General features: G+C 68.2%; 16 protein-coding genes. 4 read left to right on the top strand and 12 right to left on the bottom strand.

All coding sequences use genetic code 11. The features are described 5' to 3' along the window. Window positions 1-102 precede the first annotated feature (102 nt). Window positions 103-549 carry a DUF3224 domain-containing protein gene (locus GS4_RS15615; RefSeq protein WP_007622212.1) on the top strand — a complete coding sequence of 149 codons (447 nt, stop codon included), beginning with the start codon at window positions 103-105 and terminating at the stop codon, window positions 547-549. Between the two features lie 412 nt (window positions 550-961). Here the strand turns inward: GS4_RS15615 and GS4_RS15610 are convergent, their stop codons facing one another. The 10 genes from GS4_RS15610 to lysX all read right to left on the bottom strand — a co-directional run bounded on the left by GS4_RS15610 (window position 962) and on the right by lysX (window position 14,625). Then, the gene (locus GS4_RS15610) at window positions 962-3,085 is read right to left on the bottom strand and encodes an ArnT family glycosyltransferase (protein WP_007622211.1); all 2,124 of its coding nucleotides are present in this window, start codon (window positions 3,083-3,085) and stop codon (window positions 962-964) included. A gap of 183 nt (window positions 3,086-3,268) precedes the next feature. After that, window positions 3,269-4,276 carry a Gfo/Idh/MocA family oxidoreductase gene (locus tag GS4_RS15605; RefSeq protein ID WP_007622210.1) on the bottom strand — a complete coding sequence of 336 codons (1,008 nt, stop codon included), beginning with the start codon at window positions 4,274-4,276 and terminating at the stop codon, window positions 3,269-3,271. A gap of 37 nt (window positions 4,277-4,313) precedes the next feature. Continuing rightward, entirely contained in the window at window positions 4,314-5,291 is a 978-nt protein-coding gene (locus GS4_RS15600; RefSeq protein ID WP_007622209.1) for a Gfo/Idh/MocA family protein, read from the bottom strand. Between the two features lie 125 nt (window positions 5,292-5,416). Then, window positions 5,417-6,211, bottom strand: coding sequence for a cyclase family protein (locus GS4_RS15595; RefSeq protein WP_007622208.1), 795 nt, complete (start codon window positions 6,209-6,211; stop codon window positions 5,417-5,419). A gap of 29 nt (window positions 6,212-6,240) precedes the next feature. After that, the gene (locus GS4_RS15590) at window positions 6,241-7,431 is read right to left on the bottom strand and encodes a PQQ-dependent sugar dehydrogenase (RefSeq protein WP_007622206.1); all 1,191 of its coding nucleotides are present in this window, start codon (window positions 7,429-7,431) and stop codon (window positions 6,241-6,243) included. Window positions 7,432-7,595: 164 nt separating this feature from the next. After that, complete coding sequence (locus tag GS4_RS15585) at window positions 7,596-9,149, bottom strand: succinic semialdehyde dehydrogenase (protein ID WP_007622204.1); 1,554 nt, start codon at window positions 9,147-9,149, stop codon at window positions 7,596-7,598. A gap of 10 nt (window positions 9,150-9,159) precedes the next feature. Beyond that, window positions 9,160-9,648 (bottom strand): ribonuclease E activity regulator RraA, encoded by a 489-nt coding sequence (gene rraA, locus GS4_RS15580; protein ID WP_007622202.1) that lies wholly within the window; start codon window positions 9,646-9,648, stop codon window positions 9,160-9,162. Between the two features lie 10 nt (window positions 9,649-9,658). Further along, a complete protein-coding gene (locus GS4_RS25920; protein ID WP_007622200.1) occupies window positions 9,659-10,168 on the bottom strand; it encodes a hypothetical protein in 510 nt (169 codons plus the stop codon). 40 nt (window positions 10,169-10,208) lie between these two features. Continuing rightward, entirely contained in the window at window positions 10,209-11,111 is a 903-nt protein-coding gene (locus tag GS4_RS15570) for an alpha/beta hydrolase (protein WP_007622199.1), read from the bottom strand. 73 nt (window positions 11,112-11,184) lie between these two features. Beyond that, on the bottom strand, window positions 11,185-14,625 hold the full coding sequence (gene lysX / locus GS4_RS15565) for a bifunctional lysylphosphatidylglycerol synthetase/lysine--tRNA ligase LysX (RefSeq protein ID WP_007622198.1): 3,441 nt from the start codon (window positions 14,623-14,625) through the stop codon (window positions 11,185-11,187). 142 nt (window positions 14,626-14,767) lie between these two features. On the opposite strand from lysX, the gene GS4_RS15560 reads away from it, so the two are divergent. Together GS4_RS15560 and GS4_RS15555 are read left to right on the top strand one after the other, a co-directional pair. Continuing rightward, window positions 14,768-16,561 carry an ABC transporter ATP-binding protein gene (locus GS4_RS15560; protein ID WP_007622197.1) on the top strand — a complete coding sequence of 598 codons (1,794 nt, stop codon included), beginning with the start codon at window positions 14,768-14,770 and terminating at the stop codon, window positions 16,559-16,561. Window positions 16,562-16,639: 78 nt separating this feature from the next. Then, entirely contained in the window at window positions 16,640-16,867 is a 228-nt protein-coding gene (locus tag GS4_RS15555) for an RNA-binding S4 domain-containing protein (protein WP_007622196.1), read from the top strand. 90 nt (window positions 16,868-16,957) lie between these two features. Here the strand turns inward: GS4_RS15555 and GS4_RS25855 are convergent, their stop codons facing one another. Beyond that, on the bottom strand, window positions 16,958-17,116 hold the full coding sequence (locus GS4_RS25855; protein ID WP_007622195.1) for a Rossmann-fold NAD(P)-binding domain-containing protein: 159 nt from the start codon (window positions 17,114-17,116) through the stop codon (window positions 16,958-16,960). A gap of 252 nt (window positions 17,117-17,368) precedes the next feature. Continuing rightward, complete coding sequence (locus tag GS4_RS15550; protein WP_051989745.1) at window positions 17,369-18,211, bottom strand: cutinase family protein; 843 nt, start codon at window positions 18,209-18,211, stop codon at window positions 17,369-17,371. An 833-nt stretch (window positions 18,212-19,044) separates the two neighbouring features. Between GS4_RS15550 and GS4_RS15545 the strand changes: the two genes are divergently transcribed. Then, complete coding sequence (locus tag GS4_RS15545; protein ID WP_007622193.1) at window positions 19,045-19,482, top strand: SRPBCC family protein; 438 nt, start codon at window positions 19,045-19,047, stop codon at window positions 19,480-19,482. Window positions 19,483-19,510: the final 28 nt, after the last annotated feature.

Genomic DNA, 19,510 nt, shown 5'->3' with positions numbered 1-19,510 from the left:
TCCAGTCTCCTGCGCGGACCTCGCGTCTGTCCATCCGCGCGTCGACCATCGGTGTCGTGTTTCTCCAAGACCCGACGGGGTGTCGGCGAGCAGGCTGGGAACATGACCACGCAAACACACACCGCCACCGGAACTTTCACCGTCACCTCCTGGAGCGAGGAGCCCGTCTACACCGCTGACGACGAGACCGTCGAGGTCAGCGGGATGCCCTACCCTGCACGCGGTTTCACCCGCGCCGCGGTCACCTATTCGTATGCGGGAGACGTCTCCGGGACCGGCACCATCGGCTATCTGATCGCGTACATCGCAGGACAGTCCGCACCGACCGTCGGATTCCAGGGCTTCGAGGGGACCATCGACGGTCACGAGGGGACGCTGGTTCTGCAGCATTCCGGCGAGCACGACGCCACCGCCGTCCGTGAACGTCTCGAGATCGTCCCCGGTCTGGGGACCGGCGGACTGGCCGACATGCGCGGACACGCCGACGTCGAGCTGGCCGGCCACTCCGAGGACGGCTACCCGATCACTTTCGAGTACTCGATGGGATGAGTCGGGTTGGGCAGACTGCGCGGTCGGGCTGGGTCGATTCCGGGGACGGTCTCGGGCCGATTTCGGGGACGGTCTCTGGCCGGTTCCGGATTCGGTCTCGGATTTTTGGCACCTCAGCGCCGCGAACTGTGGAATACGCACAGCTGAACTCGCTCACGTGCCAGAAATCCGAAACCTGCGAGCAGGCAGCCCCTGCGACCACGACCGGGCGTCCACCGACCTACACCCTCGGCCCCGGATTCCTGACAGCCCACCAGCACAAACTGTGGAATACACACAGTGGAACTCGCTCACGTGCCAGAAATCCGGGCACAGCCCCACCCCCGACTCGCACCCGACAACCGAACCGACCGCGCCCGCCCCGGATTTCCGGGACGGGCGCGAGCGAGCACGCGTGACGACCGACGCAGGATCAGATCAGCTTGTACACCGTTGTACCGCCGATGGTGGTGGCCGTGTAGTTCTCGGCGACCCACTGCGAGATCTCCGAGTTGCCGCCGGGGCCACCGCCGCTGCCGCCCAGGTAGTAGGCGATCTTGCCGGCCTTCACGTAGGCGATGAACTGTTGCAGGGTCGGAGCGGGGTCGCCGCTCCACCCGCCGATCGCCATGACGGCCTTGCCGGTCGCGATCTCGATCCCAGCCGCGGACTGCGACCCGTTGGTGGCCGCGGCCCAGGTGGCCGATGTCGATTTCAGCGCGGTGACCAATTCGGTGTTCGACGAGATGTCGCCGCCCATCCCCGGGCCGCCACCGCCACGACGGCCGTCCTGGGACTGCGTTGTCCCCGTACCGCTCTGGGCAGTGCCGTTCTGGGCAGTCCCGTTCTGGGCAGTCCCGTTCTGGGCAGTCGACGACCCGGTGGTACCGGTACCGGTCGGGGCCTGAGCATTGGCACCCTGGCCGTTCTGAGTGCCCTGGCCGTTCTGAGTGCCCTGACCGTCCTGCGCGGTCGGCCGACCGCCACCCATCCCGCCGGGCCCGCCCATCCCGCCGCCGTCCATCGACGTCGACACCGCGGTCGGGATCGAGCCACTGTGCGGAGTCGCAGCCGTCGCGATGGAGAAGGCGGCGGTGCCACCGAAACCGGCGAGGGAGCCGGCGATGACCGCGGCCGCAACCGCTTTACGCCAGCCGAGCGATCCACCGACCAGGATGATCACCACTGCGATGGCGGCGACCACACCGATGATCCATCGACACCAGGTCGGTCCGAAGTCGTTGCGGTTCAACAACACGATGGACATCGCGGCTGCCGCACCGATCATGGCGCCCAGTACGATCCGACCATCCCAGTGCGAGCGACGCTTCCAGGCAAAGGCGCCGCCGAAGCCGACGAGCGCGCCGATCGCCGGGGCGAGTGCAACGGTGTAGTACGGGTGGATGGTGCCGCTCATGAAGCTGAAGATCATCCCGGTGACCAGAAGCCATCCGCCCCAGGCCATCACGGATGCCTGCTCGGTCCGCGACAGTCGCCGGTCGAACCGGAAAACCGGGAAGCTCCGGACGACGAGGTAGCCGGCGAATGCGAGTGCGATGAGCGCAGTCGGGAGGAGCCAGGCGATCTCGTTGCCCATCTCGGAGCCGAAGAGCCGGTCGAGGCCGGTGGAACCGCCGAACGAACCACCTGCCTGCCCGCCACCGCCGGGTCCGCCTCCGTTACCGCCGCCGCTGATGCGGCCGACACCGTTGTAGCCGAACACGAGGTCGAGGAAGGTGTTGTCGGTGGAGCCGCCGATGTACGGACGCGCAGATGCCGGTACCAGCATCGTCGCCACGACGAACCAACCGGCCGAGACGACGAGGGCGACCGTCGCCCCCACGAGGTGCCCGATCCGCTTCCACCAGCCGACGTTCGCGAAGAGCAGGTAGGCGAGCCCGAAGAAGGGCAGCACCAGCAGCCCCTGCAGCATCTTGGTGAGGAAGGCGAAGCCGAGGGCGACACCGACCAGTGCGAGCCAGCGGCCGGAATTGGTGGCCACCGCCCGGGTCAGCGCGTACGCGGCGGCGACCATCAGCAATACCAGGAGTGCGTCGGGGTTGTTGAAGCGGAACATCAGCGCGGCGGCCGGTGTGAATGTGAGCACGGCTCCGGCGATGAGGCCCGCTGCAGCGCCCAGCTGCGGATCTCGGATGGTGCGACGCATCGTCGCGTAGAGCAGGGCGACCGCTGCGACTCCCATCAGAGCCTGGGGAGCGAGCACCGCCCACGAGTTCATCCCGAAGATCCGCACGCTGAGGCCGGTGACCCACAGCGATGCCGGAGGTTTGTCGACGGTGATGAAGTTGGACGAGTCCAGCGCGCCGAAGAACCACGCCTTCCAGCTCTGGCCGCCGGCCTGGGCCGCGGCGGCATAGAAGGTGTTCGCATATGCGCTGGCCGAGAGGTTCCAGAGGTAGAGAACGGCTGTCGATGCCAGCAGGCCGATCAGGCCGAGACGGGCCCAGCGGGGCGAACCGTCGGTGCGACGGTGGCGCCCGGGGGGCGCGTCGGGGTCGGACGGCGCGGTCGTCGGCCGGTCCAGTACTGCGGTCATGGGTCCTCCTCGGAGATCTGTTCGGATCCCAGAGTCGGCGTCGCCGCTCCGCCCAGGCTGGAGGTCGGCTGGGAGAACCCTGTGAACGGTTGTCCGGCCGACAGCGGCTGGAAACCGCCCTCCAGCGCAAGCCGCGGTCGCGGCCTCGACGACGCGCTGGAGGGCGGGGTCTCGGGTGGCGGGTCAGTTGGGTACGTCGACGGTCACGCCGCCGGACCGCATCGACTCGAGCACTGCTTCGGCCACCACCGACGCGCGTAAGCCGTCCGCAGCCGTGGCCAGCATCGACGTCCGCCCCGCCCGGAGTGCATCGACCCACTCCTGCAGTTCGAGCCGGTACGCGTCGGCGTAGCGCGGTATCCAGTCCGCCGGATAGGCGACACCGCGGGCGCGTTCGCGATCGACGACGATCCGCTGCGGCAACGTGAGGGCGGCGGTCCCGACCTCGCCGACGACCTCACACCGGGTGTCGTATCCGTACCGCGCGTTGAGGAACACCTCGACGGTCACCAACACCTCGGACTCGGTACGCAGCAACAGCAGCTGCGGATCCTGACGCGTACCGGAGTTCCGGCTCGACCGTCCGGCGTGCCAACTGACCTGCGTGATGGGCGAATCCAGCAGCCAGGGCACGATGTCGAGTTCATGGATGGCGGAGTTGGTGACGGTTGACGCCGAGTCCCCACCGGGATAGCTCTCGACCGTGCGGCTCACGCAGTGCGCCACCAGGATGTCGCCGAGATCGCCGGATGTCACCGCTTGCTTGAGGTCCACATACGAGGGATCGAAGCGCCGCATGAAGCCGACACCGATGAGGGGATGTCCGGTGTCGGCCTCCGCCTGGACGACTCGACGCGCCTCGTCGACCGTCGGGGCGAGCGGTTTCTCGCAGAGCACCGGCTTGCCCAGTTCGAGCGCCGCGAGTGCGAAGGATGCGTGCGTGGAATCATGCGAAGCGATGACGATCGCGTCCACGTCGTCGCTGCGGATGAGGTCGAGACCGTCGTCGAAGACCCGAGGTGCATCGATCTCGGCGGCGACCTTCTCCGCGACGGGACGGTTCTGATCGGCCAGTGCGGTCACCGTCGCGCCCACCACCGCGCCGTGCAGATTCCGCGCATGGTCGGCGCCCATGACTCCCGCACCGATCACACCCACGCGGATCGCCGCGCCACCTGATTGCTGGCCCATCTCATCCATCCTTCTGATCGCCTGTTGCGGAATCGATTCAGAGTCCGCCGGGGAACTCGATGCCCAACTGTGCACGGATCGCGTCCATCGCCGACAACGTCGCGACGATGTCGGCATGCGGATGGACCGCCGATTCGCTGCGTCCGTCGGCCACCGACCGCGCGGCATCGACCGCCGAGAAGTGCAGACCATCGACGTGTCCGCCGATCGGCTCGACGTGATGGAGGGGCTCGCCATCGCGCGGGAACACCGAGAAGGGCCCGGGGTGATACCAGGGGGCGGGCAGGTGGACGAAGCCGTCGCGGCCGCTGATCGAGGCGACCACCGGCGTGTTCGACAGAATCGTCGTGGTGACCACCGACTGGGCGCCCGACGTGTGGTCGATGATCGCCGAGATCTGGCCGTTGAGTTCATCATTCGCGGGCCTACCGGTCGCCGACACCCCGTCGACCTCGCCGCCGGCCCAGATCGCGAGCGCGATGGGATAGGTTCCCAGATCCAGCATCGGACCGCCGGCGAGCGTCGGGTCGTAGATGCGGTGGTCCGTGGTGAAGTACTCACCATGGTCGGCACTCACGGTGGTGATCGGCCCCAACCCACCGGAGTCCAGGATCTGCTTCAGCACATCGAACTTGGGCAGGAAACGGGTCCACATCGCCTCACCGGCGAAGAGACCGGCCGCGTTTGCCGCCGCGGCGATCTCCCGCGCCTGGGTGGCGTTCAGCCCGAACGGCTTCTCCACCAGGACGTGTTTGCCTGCGTGCAGCGCGTCGAGTGCTCCGCGCAAGTGCTCCGTGTGCGGCGTGCTGATGTAGACGATGTCGACGTCGGGATCGGCCACGAGCGCGTTGTAACAACCGTGCGCGCGCCCGATCGCGAGTCCGGCGGCGAAACGCTCGGCACGATCGACCGATCGCGACCCGACGGCCACCACCTGCTGGCCGGTGTGAGCCTGGACTGCGCCGACGAACCGCTGCGCGATCCATCCGGGGCCGAGGATTCCCCAGCGCAGCACGGGCGCGTCCCTCGGATCAGGTGTCCGGGCGGCGGGGAGGTGATCGATCACACTCCGCAGTCAAGCCGCGTGGTGCGAACTTTGTCAAGACATACGGTCATTTTCGAGGTGCGTCGCCGACCAGGCTAAGCCAGGGCGAGCACGCGCGAGGGGCCGCCGGTCCCGCCGGCGAAGCGCGGGGCACCGACGACGACCTGCGCGCCCGTCGCCGGAACCGACGCGAGCGCGGCCAGCGCCTCGACGGCATAGCGTCCCGCACCGAGGATCGCGGTGTGTGCCGCGACCGCGTCTTTCACGTCGATGCTGAGCGTGTCCGTACCGATCGCGACAACGTTCCGTTCGGACACCAGGAAGTCGACGGCGCCGCCGCTGAATCCGGCGGCGTCGGCGCCGCCGGTGCTCGGCTGCCACCCGGTGTGCAGCGCAACGAGGGAGCGGCTCGGGATGCGACCGTGTCGCTCCTCGAAGTCGGCGATGTCGCGTTCGGTGAGCGTCGCCCGCCGATTCGTCGCCGCGCGAGCGGCGATGCTGATGACCACGAGCGGCGCGACCAGGTCTGACGCTGCGATCCGTTCCACGGTGATCCCGGCGCCGATCTTGTGGGCCGGCGCATCGACGTGGGTGCCCGAGTGTTCCGGATAGGAGACCCATCGCGTGGCGTAGCCGCGGTCACCCGACCCGACCCGCGACGTCTGGACCGAGACCATCGGGGGATTTCCCGGCCATCTCGGGAACGAGGGCGACAGCACATGTGTCAGATCGACGACTCGCGTACCCGGCGCGGCCTGGGCGAGTGCCGGGCCGGTGGCGATCGCCGCCGCCGTCCCACCGGCCAGTCCGGCGGTCATGCGCAGCGCGGCGCGTCGGGAGAACCGTCTCGCTTCGTCATGCGCGTGCCGCACGATCTCCTCATCGCACACGGTCAGCTCGCTTGATCGTCGCAGCCCGGTCAGCTCGCCGGGCGTACACGCAGGATGCGGTCGGAGCCCCCGTTGTCGGTGGTGACGAGCAACGAGCCGTCCTGGTCGAGCTTGAGGCCGCGGAGGCGCCCGTAGGTGTCCTGGAGCGCTTCGGTGGTACCAACGGTCTGCTGGCCGTTCTCGGAGAGCTTCACGAACACCAGCCGCTTGCCCTTCTGGGCCGAGATCGCGACCGCGCCGTTGAGGTCCCCCCAGCCGCTGGTCGGCAGGAACTCGAGGGCGGGGGTCGCGATGGTCGGGTAGCCGGACTTCCACACGGCGCCGATGGCACCGGGCACCCGACTCGGGTCGGTCATCGGCACCGACTCGTCGTAGATGAAGGGCGCACGGTCGGGGCGATATCCGTAATTGCCGCCCGGGCGAAGGAGATTCAGTTCGTCGTCGCGGTCGGTGCCCTGCTCGATGGCGTACACGCGGCCGGTACCCGGCTGCACGGCGACGCCCTGGACGTTGCGATGGCCGAGGGAGTAGATGGGCGTGCCGCGCAGCGTGCCGCCGGCCGGTGCGCCGCCGGTGGTGATGTGGAGGACCTTGCCGCCCAACACCGTCCGGCTCTGCGGGTACGACGGAGTGGCGTTGTCGCCCGTCCCGACCCAGAGCGTTCCGTCGGGTGCGGCGGTGAGGCCGCATCCGGCATGGCGGCCACCGGAGTTGACCGGGATGTTCGTGAGGACCGTCCGCGTGCGCGTCGCGGCCGACCAATCGTCGTTGATCCGCCACGCCACCACGTTGATGACCTGTCCGGTGTTCGGCAACGGAATGGGCAGCGGTCCTGCGGAACCCGCATCGAGGGCACCTGGTGAGGTCTTCTCGGCCTGACACGAGTACAGGGTGCGGTTGGATGCGAAGTTGCGATCGAGCGCCAGGCCCATCAGGCCTGCCTCGTTGGTGACGAAGAGCTTCGACTGATCGGCGGTCACCGTGCGGGTCGCCCCACCGGGGCGGACCGCCACGAAGCGACCGCTGCGCTCACCGGTGATCAGCGTTCCATCCGGTGCCACCTCGACGTCCCACGGTTTGTCGAGGCCCGACGCGACCGTGCTCACCGACAGAGCGGGAGCGGCCTGGGCCGGGGCTACCGGACCCATCAGACCGGCGGCAAGAGTGCCGGCGGCGAGTGTGACGAGCAGGGTACGGGGTCGCGCGGGGCGGCTGATCACGTCGCCACCGTAACCCGGGGCATGGTGGCCCCGCTGGCTGTTCGCGTCACGAAAGATGTTCCTCCGCCCCGAACTTCTCCTTCCGCGTGCTGCAGGCGGCGGAAGAGAAGGTTCGGGGCGGAAGAAACAGAGCGCCTCGGTGCGCTACCGAAAAGCGCGCGTGATCAGCGGCCGGGCAGGTACTTCAGAGCCCGGATCGCGAACGGGGTGATCGTGCGGTACACACCGTCCGGGATGCCACGCGTCTTGTCGATGCCCAGGAATCGCTGCTCGGCGATGGTCTGGGGCTCGGTGTACTTGAGCAGCCCCTCCTCGCCGTGGCGACGCCCGACCCCGGAGATGCCCATGCCGCCCATCGGGGCCGCAGTCGAAGCCCACGCCGCGGCATAGCCCTCGTTGATGTTCACCGTTCCGGCGCGGAGCTGCTCGGCGATCTCCTGAGCCTCGGAGCTGCTGCCGGCGAACACACTCGCGTTCAGTCCGTAGTCGGTCTGGTTGGCCAACTTGATGGCCTCGTCGGTCGAGTCGACCGGGTAGATCGACACGACCGGACCGAAGGTCTCGCCCGCGAAGCACTCCATCTGCTCGGTGACCTCGGTGAGCACGGTCGGCTCGTAGAAGAACGGTCCGAGGTCGGCGCGACGACGTCCGCCCGCGACCACCTTGGCGCCCTTGGCCTTCGCGTCCTCGACATGCGCCTCGGTGCCGTCGATCTGAGCGGCCGAGGCCAGCGACCCCATGTCGGCGGAGAAGTCGTAGGTCGCGGTGAGCTTCATGTTGCTGACGTGCTCGGCGAACTTCGCGGTGAACTCGTCGGCGATCGCCTTGTCGACGTACAGGCGCTCGATGGAGATGCAGAGCTGCCCGGAGTTGGAGTAGCAGGCGCGCGCGGCACCGTCGACGGCGCGGGCGATGTTCGCCGACTTGGTCACGATCATCGGGTTCTTGCCGCCGAGTTCGGCCGAGAACCCGATGAGGCGACGCCCGGCCTGCTCGGCCAGTGACGCGCCGGTCTCCGACGAGCCGGTGAACATGACGTAGTCGGTCGACGCCAGGATCGCCTGTCCGACAACACTTCCCGGCCCCGGGACAACCGCGTACAGGTCGGCGGGCAGACCTGCCTCGTAGAGCAGTTCGGCGATGGCGAGTGCGCAGTACGGTGTCTGGCTGTCGGGCTTGATGACCACGGCGTTGCCGGCGAGCAGCGCAGCAACCGCGTCGGAAGCGGCCAGCGTCAGCGGGTAGTTCCACGGGCTGATCACGCCGACCACACCCTTCGGCTGGTAGCGCACCCGGACATTGGTGGCTCCGGGCAACATGCCCTTCACCCGACGCTCGGCGAGCAGCTTGGGCCCGACGGTCGCGTAGTGCCGCGCGGTGATCGCGACGTCGAGGACCTCTTCCTGAGCGTAGATCCGGGCCTTGCCGGTCTCGGCCTGCGCGATGTCCTGCAAAGCGGCGGAGTGCTTGTGCACGAGATCGGCGAAGGCGTCGAGCACCTCGGCGCGCTGGGCCGGGGTGCGGGTGGCCCAGCCCTGCTGTGCGGCACGCGCACGACCGACCGCACGCTCGAGGTCGTCGGCGGTACCGACGGGGATGGTGGCCATCTCGGTGCCGCTGTAGGCCTCGAGGATCGAGCGCGTCGGACGGGACGCGGCATCCTCGATGGCGGCCAGCGCGGCCAGACGGCGAAAGGTGTCCGGGGTGGGCTTCGGCATGATCCTTACCTCACTTCTCTTGCGCGACCAGCACGATGCCGTCGTCGTCGGAGTAGAGCAGGTCACCGGGGGTGAACGTCTCGCCGCCGATGGTCAGCGGGATGTCGCGTTCACCCGCTCCGGTCTTGGTGGATTTACGTGGGTTGGTGCCGAGGGCCTTGACCCCGATCTCCATTCCGCCGATGGTCGCGGCGTCACGGATCGCACCGTTGACGACGATCCCGGCCCACCCGTTGGAGCGGCCGAGCTCGGCGATGATGTCGCCGACGAGCGCGGTGTGCACCGAGGCGTCACCGTCGACGACGAGCACGCCGCCGGGGTTGGATTCGCCCAGCACCGACTTGAGCAGCGCGTTGTCCTGGAAGCACTTGACGGTGGTGACCCGCCCGACGAACTCCCGGCGTCCCCCGTACTGGGTGAACTGGGTGTCGACGCTGCGGACATCGGGGCCGATCTCGTCGACGAGATCGGCCGTCGGGGTGAAGACTGCCTCGGTCATGGGGACCAGCTTAGGTGTGACCCGACGTCATGGGTACCCGCGGGTAACTTGGGCCACTCCCGGGCCGCTCGGCGGGGTGGATCCTAGCGCGTGCCCAGAGTGCGAGCAGAGTCGTCGCGAGACAGACCGGCGTCCACGTCGCGCGTTCCGGCACCGATGGGGAGGCCGCGTTCAGCACGGTCCCGACACCGGTGAACGCGGCGACGCCGGTGAGCAGGCGACGATGTACGTGCGGCTCGAGATCGTCGGCGACCAGGGCACCCGCCACCCCCGCGTATCCGACTGCGGCGATCGCGCTGACCCGCCGGAGTCCGACGGGGACGGCGCGATCGTGGGTGCCGCCGTAGGCGAATCGCCCCCACGGACGACCGGCGGCCAGTCCCGCCTGGAACAGGCCGAGTCCGACGAGCGCCCCCGCGGTGGCCCGGCGCCGGGAGCGCAGCGAGCGGGCCGAATCATCACCGCGCCGGGAGCGTAGCGAGCGGGCCGAGTGTTCACCTGCGGCGCCCGAGGTGGTCATCCCGCCGAAGGTAGTGCGCGACCGTGAGGCGTGGGCGACCTCAATATGCCGGACGCACCTCGTCGATGATCGCGGCGACGTCGTCCGGGCGGTCGAGTACGACGAAGTGGTGTGCGGGTTCGATTTTCGCGACCCGCCCACCGAGGACGTCGGCGTATCGCTGCTGCTTCCACAGCCAGAACTCGTTCCACGGTCGGGGCCCGGGGAGCGCGACCACGACCACCACCGGACAGTCAGCGGGCGGCGGCATCGGCCGCCGACGGCGCCATCGTCGGAGGTCGCCGTTGATCCGCGGGAACGCCGCGTTCTCGGCGAGCAATGCCAGGAGCATCTGTGGGCTGCCGAACACCCGCCGTGTCCAGTACTGCTGGTGCTCGTCGAATCCCTCGGGTGGGGCAGGCAGGAATCGGCCGCGGAAGACGTTGGTCCCGCGTCGCCGGACACCGAGTCTGGTGCCCACTGCCTCGGCGAGTCCGATGAGTCGGTGCGCGTTGCCGACGCGGAAACCGGTGGGGACCAGTCGCCACGGTGCGAGTACGAACGATCCGTCGAGCATCAGCACCCCTGCGGTCCTTGTCGGGTGGGTGCGCGCGAAACCCTCCGCGTACAGCGACGCCATCGAGTGGGCGGCGATGGTGACCGGTTCGGTGACGCCCAACTCGTCGAGGACGCCGACCATCCGGTGCACCTCGCCCGCAAGGGTGTGCGGACGGCCGCGGATGAGCCGACCCGACAGTCCGTATCCCGGTCGGTCGTAGCGGATCACCCGCCAGCGGTCGCGGAGTCGGGCCGCCAACGGGTCGAGGTCGAACCAGTTGCTGCCCAACGCCGCCATCAGCATCAACGGCGGACCCGACCCTTCGTCGACGACGTGCAGCCGATAGCCGCCGACATCGATGAGCCGGCCGGGCGCGGGCCGGTCGGTCGCGGGCCGGTCGGTCATTGTCTGCGGTCGCCAACAGCGCGGAGCCGGCATCGGAGGTGGCGGCATGGGAGGCGCCGACCTCGCGAAACGGTCACGAGTCGCCCTGGGGCTTGGCCAGCGGGAACGCCAACGACTCACGGATAGATTGCCCGGTGATCAGCATGACCACCCGGTCGACTCCGACGCCGAGACCGCCGGTCGGCGGCATCGCGTACTCGAGGGCCTGCAGGAAGTCCTCGTCGAGCTCCATCGCCTCGGGGTCGCCGCCGGCGGCGAGCACCGACTGCGCGGTGAGCCGTGCCCGTTGCTCCACCGGATCGGTCAGCTCGGTGTACGCGGTCCCCAACTCGACACCCCAGGCCACCAGGTCCCACCGTTCGGCGACGCCCGGTCGGGTCCGGTGCGCACGCGTCAGCGGCGACGTCGACGTCGGGAAGTCGGTGTAGAAGGTGGGGAACGTGGTCCGATCCTCGCCCAGATGCTCGTACAGCTCCAGGACCACCTGTCCCGCATCCCAATCCGGCCGATGCGCGATGTCGAGGCGATCGCAGATCCGACGCAGGTTCTCGACCGGTGTCTCCGGCGTCACCTCTTCGCCCGCACCCTCGGAGACCACCTGGTGGACGGTCTTGACCGGCCACTGACCCGAGATGTCGACGCGCTCGGGACGGCCGTCCTCGCCGTGCCGCCAGATGACCGGTTCGCCGTACGCGGCCGTGGCGGCGTGCTGGATCATCTCGCGGGTGAGGTCGAGCATCTTCAGGTAGTCACTGTGCGCTTCATAGGCTTCGAGGCTCGTGAACTCCGGGTTGTGGCTGAAGTCGACGCCCTCGTTGCGGAAGTTCCGACCGATCTCGAAGACCTTCTCCACACCGCCGACGCACAGCCGCTTGAGGTACAGCTCCGGCGCGATGCGCAGATAGAGGTCGAGGTCATAGGCGTTGATGTGGGTCTGGAACGGGGTGGCGTTCGCGCCGCCGTGGATCTGTTGCAGAATCGGCGTCTCGACCTCCAGATAGCCTCGCGCCGAGAGGAAGTCGCGCAACGATTTGACCACCACACTGCGGGTGGCCAACAGATCGCGCGACTCCTTGTTGATGGCGAGGTCGACGTATCGCTGCCGCACCCGCGCCTCGGGGTCGGTGAGCCCACTCCACTTGTCGGGGAGCGGGTGCAGGCACTTGCCCAGCATCCGCCACGTCAACATCACCACCGACAGTTCGCCTTTGCGGCTCGTGCCGACCTCGCCGGTCACCTCGACGAGATCACCGAGGTCGACGTCGCCGGCGAAGTCCGGCGTGCCCTCGACGAGTTTCGACGCATCGATGAGGACCTGGATCTGGCCGGACCAGTCGTGGACGTCGGCGAACACCACCTTGCCGAAGTCGCGCAGTCGGGTGATGCGGCCGGAGATCCGGACGCCGGTCCCTTGTGGCGCCGCGGCGGCCTCGGCGATCGTGTGCGTCGGCGGATCCGCGGGTGGGTAGGGGTCGATGCCCTCGGCGATCAATCGGTCCATCTTGGCGATGCGGACGCGGACCTGCTCGGGACGATGCACGTCGACCGAGTCGGCGTCCCGACGTTCGGTGTCGAGTTCGGCGATCAGCTGATCGACGTCCACGCCGGCCGGGATGGCGGGGGTGCCGTCGGTGTAATGGCGCTTCCGACCGAACGTCGGGAGCCGGACGAACCCCTCGGTCACGATGGCGGCCAGGCCGACCCGGGGAATCATCCGGTTGTCCTCGAAGCAGAGGAAGCGCGGTTCCCAGTCGGGCAGATACTTGGCGTTCGACTTGTACAGCGACTCCATCTGGAAGAACCGCGATCCGAACATGAGCACCGAGTAGGTCAGTCGCATCACCGGCCCGGCACCGATCTGCGGGCCGTTCTCGAAGAAGGCGCGGAAGGCCGCGAAGTTGAGCGACACCTCGGTGATCCCGACCGTCTCCGAGTTGCGGGCGAGCTCGGTCACCATCGTCTCCACGATGCCGTTGACCGAGTTGCGGTCGCGCCGCATCAGATCCAGCGAGACACCGGTGCGTCCCCACGGGACGAACGACAGCATCCCGACGACCTTCTCGTCGGGGGTGTCGGCATTCTCCACCGCTTCCACCAACAGGCAGTCGCCGTCGGACGGATCGCCGACACGGCTGAGTGCCATCGCGAACCCGCGTTCCTCGTCGGTGTCCCGCCATGCGTCGGCACGTGCGACGACCTCGGCCATCTCCTCCGCGCTCAGCTCGAGGTGCCGACGGATGCGCACCGAGATGCCCGCCCGCCGTGCGCGGGTGACAGCGTGGCGGACACCCTTCATCGCGGGGCCGTTGAGGCTGTAGTCGCGCGTACGCAGGATCGCCTCGTCGCCGATGTTGAGCGATCCGAAGCCCGCCGCGTCGTAGGCCTGCGCACCGCGCGCGCTCGGACCCATCGCTGCGGGGTGCCAGCCGTACCGCTCACAGAGCGCGAGGAACTCGGCGATGGCATCCGGCCAGGAGTCGGGATCACCGATCGGGTCGCCACCGGCGATCCCGACACCGACCTCGACGCGATAGGTGACCGCGGCCCGGCCGTCGGGCGAGAACACGACTGCCTTGTCGCGACGGGTGGAGAAGTAGGCGAGTGAGTCGTCGTCGTTGAACCGCGCGATCAGCGCGCGGATCAGCCGCTCGTCCTCCGCGGTCATCAACGACCGCAACCGCAACGAACGGAACAGCACGATGGCGGCAGCCATCAGGGCGAGCGCACCGAAGAGACCCAGCAGACCGTTGATCGGCGGAAAGGTGTGGTGGCCGTTGAAGTTGTCCTGGTCGACCGCGGCGAACGCGACGACCCGGTTGATGGCGTAGGGCAGGCGTTCCGCGCGGGTGAGCGTGTGCGGGAAGAGCCAGACCAGCCCCCACCCGACGACCGTTCCGACGACCAGTCCGCCGACGAGCACTGCGAGAGCGGCGAAGACGGCGCCTCGGCGGACGCGGGTGTAGAACTGCCGGTACGACGCGATCAGGAAGACGACCGCGACGAGATCGATCGCCAACCCGATGATGATGTTCAGTCGCTGCACGTCGTCGACGCCGTATTCGCGCGCGACCGGCGGCAACAGGTACACCACTGCGGTGATCATGAACAGCAGCAGGTAGACCAGGCAGATCCACCAGGCGATGCGCTTGCGCGCCGACAGCGCGACCGCGATCAGGGCGAGCACGAACGCCCAGGCGAAGCTGGTGTCCGGCATCGTGATGATGTAGTCGTCGACATAGTCGCGCGGGTAGTGGATGGCGTGCCGGAAGAACGGGAACACGCTGGACAGCAACGAGATCGCGGCGAGGATGCCGACCACCGTGCCGGCGATCCGGGGACCGTTGCGGCCGAATCCACGGGGACTGCGGATGCGCTCGAGGAGCGCGAGGGATCGCCGATCGGCTGCGGTCCGCTCGCGTGCCGGGAGTTCGGCGGGGTCGACACCTCCCGGATGCCGCCCCCTCGGATGCCCGTCACCCGAATGCTGCACGCCGTCATCGATGTCGACAGTCATGGACAAACGGTAGCCGCACGCATGCGCACCCGCGTGTGTTCGCCGAGGTCGTGTCCGCCGAAAGCCCGATCGGAGGTACGGGACACCGGCGTGCCATCGTGGAACCCGACCGTTCCGCGTCCGACTCGAGGAAGCCATCGACGTGACCCAGGCTCTGCAGCGCGAATCCGGCACGACTCCGACGATGTCCACCCGATCGAAGATCGGGATCCTCTGGTCGTATGCGAGGCCGTATCGATGGCTGATCGCCCTCGGCGTCTTCCTCGGTCTGCTCAGCACCGCCGCCGAGCTGGCCACCCCCCTGGTCACCAAGCGGGTCCTCGACGGTTTGTCGATGTCGGAGTCGTTGCGGGGACCGGTGACCACCCTCGCGGTCCTGCTCGTCGCGGGATCGGCCATCGCCCTGGTCCAGACGATCATGCTGGGCACTCTCGCCGAGCGCATCATCCTGGCCACCCGCACCGGCCTGATCGGACACCTGCTGCGCGTCCGAATCCCCGAACTCGCGCATCGACCCAGCGGTGAGATGGTCGCCCGGGTCACCTCGGACACACTGCTCATCCGAGAGGCGACCACGTCGAGCATCGTCAACGGTGTCAACGGCTTCGTCGGGATGGTCGGCGCCCTGGTGCTGATGGCCGTGTTGGACCTACCCCTGTTCGTCGCCTCGCTCATCGTCATCAGCCTCGTCGCCACCGCGGCGGCCGCCCTGATGCCGGGCCTGGCCCGGGCCCAGCAGGAAGCCCAGGCCGAGATCGGTCTGCTCGGTGGGCGATTGGAGGGGGTGTTGCGCTCGCTCCGGACGGTCAAGGCGAGTCGAGCGGAAGCACGGGAGTCCGAGCGGATCGGCGACTACGCGCGTCGATCCGCGGCCCGTGGGATCCGTGCCGTCCGCATCGAGGCCTGGGCCTGGACGATCACCGGCGGCGGTATCAACCTCGCGATCATGATCGTCCTGGGGCTCGGGGCGATGCGGGTGGCCGACGGCGCGATCGAGGTCAGCACGCTGATCGCGTTCTTGCTGTACGCGTTTCAGCTGATGATGCCGGTGTCCCTGCTGACCCAGTCGATGACCTCGATCCAGTCCGGGCTGGCTGCGGCGGCACGCATCGCCGAGCTCAACGACCTCCGGACCGAAGACGACGCCCCGAGCGCGACCGCTTCCGTCGACACAGAGACCGCGCGAACGGGCGATGTGCTCGAACTCGACGACGTCGTCTTGCGCTACTCCCCCGGACGTCCGCCCGCACTCGACGGTGTGAGCCTCTCGATCCCCACTCGCGGGCACACCGCCATCGTTGGCCCGTCGGGCGCCGGCAAGACGTCGATCTTCTCGCTCCTGTTGAAGTTCCTGGAGCCCGAGCGCGGTCGCATCAGCCTCGACGGCCGTCCGCTCGAACAGTGGACACTGCACGACCTTCGATCCCGGATCGCCTACGTCGAACAGGACACCCCGCTGCTGCCGGGCACGGTTCGGGAGAACGTCGCGTATGCCGCATCGGACGCCACCGACGATGCGATCTGGCGCGCGCTGGCGGCGGTCCACCTCGACGAGCGGGTCGCCGCGATGCCGGACCAACTGGCGACCGATGTCACCCAGTCGACACTGTCCGGTGGCGAACGGCAACGCATCGCGCTCGCACGTGGGCTGGTCGCCGACCCCGACCTCCTCCTGCTCGACGAGGTGACCGCGCAGCTCGACGGTCTGACCGAGGCGGCAGTCGCCGAGGGCATCCGTCGGCAGGCCGGACGGGGCGCGGTGGTGACCATCGCCCACCGGTTGTCGACGATCATGGACGCCGATCAGATCGTCGTGCTCGAACACGGACGAGTCCGCGCCGTCGGCGACCACCGGTCGCTGTTGACAGAGGACGAGTTGTATCGGGAACTGGTCGCCGCGATGCGCATCGACACCAGTCCGACACCCGCATCTTGAACCGATCACTTCGGAGAAGCGACGTTCTCGCGGCCCGGCCGGTGTCGCGCCCCGGGCGGCCTGCGGCATCATGAATCCGTGGGCAACGATGCGATCGACGAGGTCCCGGTCGCCGGGGACTCCATCCGACTGGGTCAGTTCTTGAAGCTGGCCAACCTCATCGACTCGGGCGCGGAGGCCAAGGGCGTGCTCGCCGACGGCCTCGTCCGGGTCAACGACGAGGTGGAGACGCGGCGCGGCCGTCAGCTGACGGCCGGAGACGTCGTCGAGATCGGTGGGATGGCGGTCCGGGTCGTCGACGCCTGAGCGTCGGCACCCGCATGCTGTGCCGGCATGTGCCGACACCCGACCTCTGAACTCCGCGACAACCGTTCGGGGATGCGGTAGTCGGGTCGGTCAGTGGTGCAGGCGCTTGAGGTCGGCGGGTGTGACCAGCCGCTCGGCCTCTTCCGGGAACATCTTCGATGATCGGGTACGACTACCGAGCAGTCCGCCGGTGATCGAACTCAGCACCTGTGTGCGTCGGGACGTGTGGAACGTTGCTTGCAACCGCATGGCAATCACTTCTTGATTTGACATATCGGACCGGAACTTCATCTTACTGTAGTAGCTCCGCGCGAACCCGCCGGGGATTCACACGTGGCACAGCAGCCACGATTCGTGTGGCACCTGCCTCACCCGGGTACATCGATGGTGACACGGCAGCCGTTACCTGCGCGGGAGCGACGCGGCCCGGATTCCATCGTTCGACCGACACCCAGTCCGCGAGATCAGGACCCTCGACCAGCGGTCGGCGGATGTCGCGCGTCAGGCCAGGGCGGCCAGACGGTTATGGGCCCACTGAGTCGCCGTGACTCCGGGAGCCACCTGGAAGGTCGCATAGTCGGCGTGCGCACCCGACTGCAGGAACCGGTTGAAGATGATGATCTGTTCCCGCGCGCGAGCGTTGCCGAGCTCACGGACGATCGCGCCCGGGCCGCCGCGGGTCAGCAGTTCGTTCACGATCGCCGATGCCTCGGCCTGATATTGCGCGAACTGACTGGGCGTCGGGTCACTGGTCTCGGCGAGGTAGCCGATCACGCGGGTCACGTAGTAGTCGCGCGGGGTGTTGCAGTAGAGATCTCCCGGAGCGCACAGGGTCGCCGACCGTGGCAGGACCCAGCCCATGCCACCGATCCGGGGCCCACCGCTGCCCTCACCTGTGAGGCGGGGTCCGATCAGGTTGTCCTTGCGAGACCGTCGGGGGTCGGAGATGAGGACCACCCCGGCCACCTGCGAAGGTCGGATGGCCGCGCGTCCGGTGCCGATCTCGGCGGCGACATCACCCGCGGCATCGGCACCCTGGCTGTATCCGGTGAGCGCGATCTTGGTGCGCGGACACTGCCGCAGCATCGCCCGTGCGAGGCCGGTCGTGTTCGCCACGGCCTGCGCCTTGGACTTGCCGTAGATCGCCCGCTCCCAGGGGAAGGCGGTCGCGTCGTACCCGACGAACTGCACCTTGGTCTCCGGCCCCAGATCGGAGGTGACCGCGGTGAGGAGACCGGGCTGCGCACCGTTCGCCCAGGTACCGGGCACCGCGAGAACGTAGAGCGCCGGGCACGCGGACGGTGCCGCGTCGGCCTGCGCGGCCACCCCCGTGGTCGCACCCATGGCCGCGAGCACCGTCGCAGAGATCACCGTCAACGCCCTGCGCACACCCATGCGCCACTCCTTCGGATTGCTGCCCACCCCACGAGAAGTGTAGGTACCCGACACCTGTCCGGCCATCGGGATGACAAGACTTCACTCGCGAGAAACCCAACCACGTTGCGAACAGGTGATTCTCGGCGGAACTCGTGCCGGTGGTCACTTCATCACGAACTTGTGATGCTCAACTCTGGACAGCAAACCCTACTTTGCGGTAGCTTACGGAGCAGTAAGCTACTCGGCGGTAGGACACAGAGGACAGCCACCGTTCCGCCGGATGGCTTCCGAGTACCACCACCGGTTGAAGACCTCCGCACGGAGATCACGACCGCAATGGCTCGGAGGGTCGCACAGCGAATTGCGCGCCACGGGGCAGGCACGCACTTTGGCGATCCCCGCCATCGCGCGGTCTCCGCTGCGAGTCCACCGAAGCGTCGCGTGAGGGGAGCGCGCTGAGAGTGGTAGGGGGCCGGGCCGGGCCGATCGTTCATCGATCGGCCCGGCCCGGATACTTTCTCCCGTCGTCTCCCGACGCACGGCGACATTCCCACATCGTGTTCCTCGGTCCCCCGTCATGTTCCTCTGTCCCCCGCTGTACGCAGCACGATGCCCGTGCGGTGTCGCTGCCGGTCCGTGACCCCACATCTCGTCGACATCACGACTCGACGTCGCGACGTTTCGCCGACGTCGCTCCGGGCATCCGGATTCCGAGCGTGCCGAACCATCCGATCGCCATCCGCGCACGGCCACGGCACCGAATCACCGCCGACGAGGCACCTGCCGAGAGGAACCGATCCATGGTCGACGTACAGCGAACCTTCACCGTCCGAAAGCCTGTCGCCGATGTGGCGGCCTATCTCCGCGACTTCTCACACGCAGAGCAGTGGGACCCGGGAACGCAGTCGTGTGAACGGATCTCCACCGGGCCGATCGGGCTGGGCACCCGCTGGCACAACGTGAGCAAGCTGTTCGGGATCTCCACCGAACTCGAATACGAACTGACCCGCGACGATCCCGACCACATCGTCGTCACCGGTCGCAACAAGACGGCGACGGCCACCGACGATCTCCGTCTCGCGCCCGCCGGTGACGCTGCGACCGAGATCACCTATCACGCACACGTCGATTTCAACGGCATCGCGAAGATCGGCGACCCGGTCTTCCAACTGATGTTCAACCGACTCGCGCAGAGCGTGCCGAAGCAGCTCACCGAGACGCTCGAGAAGAGCGCCTGACACGGCCGAGCTCATCTGAGCCCGGGGC

Source organism: Gordonia soli NBRC 108243 (genome assembly GCF_000334455.1).
In the GTDB taxonomy this organism is placed as follows: Bacteria; Actinomycetota; Actinomycetes; order Mycobacteriales; family Mycobacteriaceae; genus Gordonia; species Gordonia soli.
This window is presented reverse-complemented; position numbering and strand designations above follow the sequence as displayed.

Coding starts and splice junctions, on each gene's coding strand:
- GS4_RS15615 (WP_007622212.1), top strand. CDS start 103: ATGACCACGCAAACACACACCGCCACCGGAACTTTCACCGTCACCTCC.
- GS4_RS15610 (WP_007622211.1), bottom strand. CDS start 3,085: ATGACCGCAGTACTGGACCGGCCGACGACCGCGCCGTCCGACCCCGAC.
- GS4_RS15605 (WP_007622210.1), bottom strand. CDS start 4,276: ATGGGCCAGCAATCAGGTGGCGCGGCGATCCGCGTGGGTGTGATCGGT.
- GS4_RS15585 (WP_007622204.1), bottom strand. CDS start 9,149: ATGCCGAAGCCCACCCCGGACACCTTTCGCCGTCTGGCCGCGCTGGCC.
- rraA (WP_007622202.1), bottom strand. CDS start 9,648: ATGACCGAGGCAGTCTTCACCCCGACGGCCGATCTCGTCGACGAGATC.
- GS4_RS25920 (WP_007622200.1), bottom strand. CDS start 10,168: ATGACCACCTCGGGCGCCGCAGGTGAACACTCGGCCCGCTCGCTACGC.
- GS4_RS15570 (WP_007622199.1), bottom strand. CDS start 11,111: ATGACCGACCGGCCCGCGACCGACCGGCCCGCGCCCGGCCGGCTCATC.
- lysX (WP_007622198.1), bottom strand. CDS start 14,625: ATGACTGTCGACATCGATGACGGCGTGCAGCATTCGGGTGACGGGCAT.
- GS4_RS25855 (WP_007622195.1), bottom strand. CDS start 17,116: ATGCGGTTGCAAGCAACGTTCCACACGTCCCGACGCACACAGGTGCTG.
- GS4_RS15550 (WP_051989745.1), bottom strand. CDS start 18,211: ATGGGTGCGACCACGGGGGTGGCCGCGCAGGCCGACGCGGCACCGTCC.
- GS4_RS15545 (WP_007622193.1), top strand. CDS start 19,045: ATGGTCGACGTACAGCGAACCTTCACCGTCCGAAAGCCTGTCGCCGAT.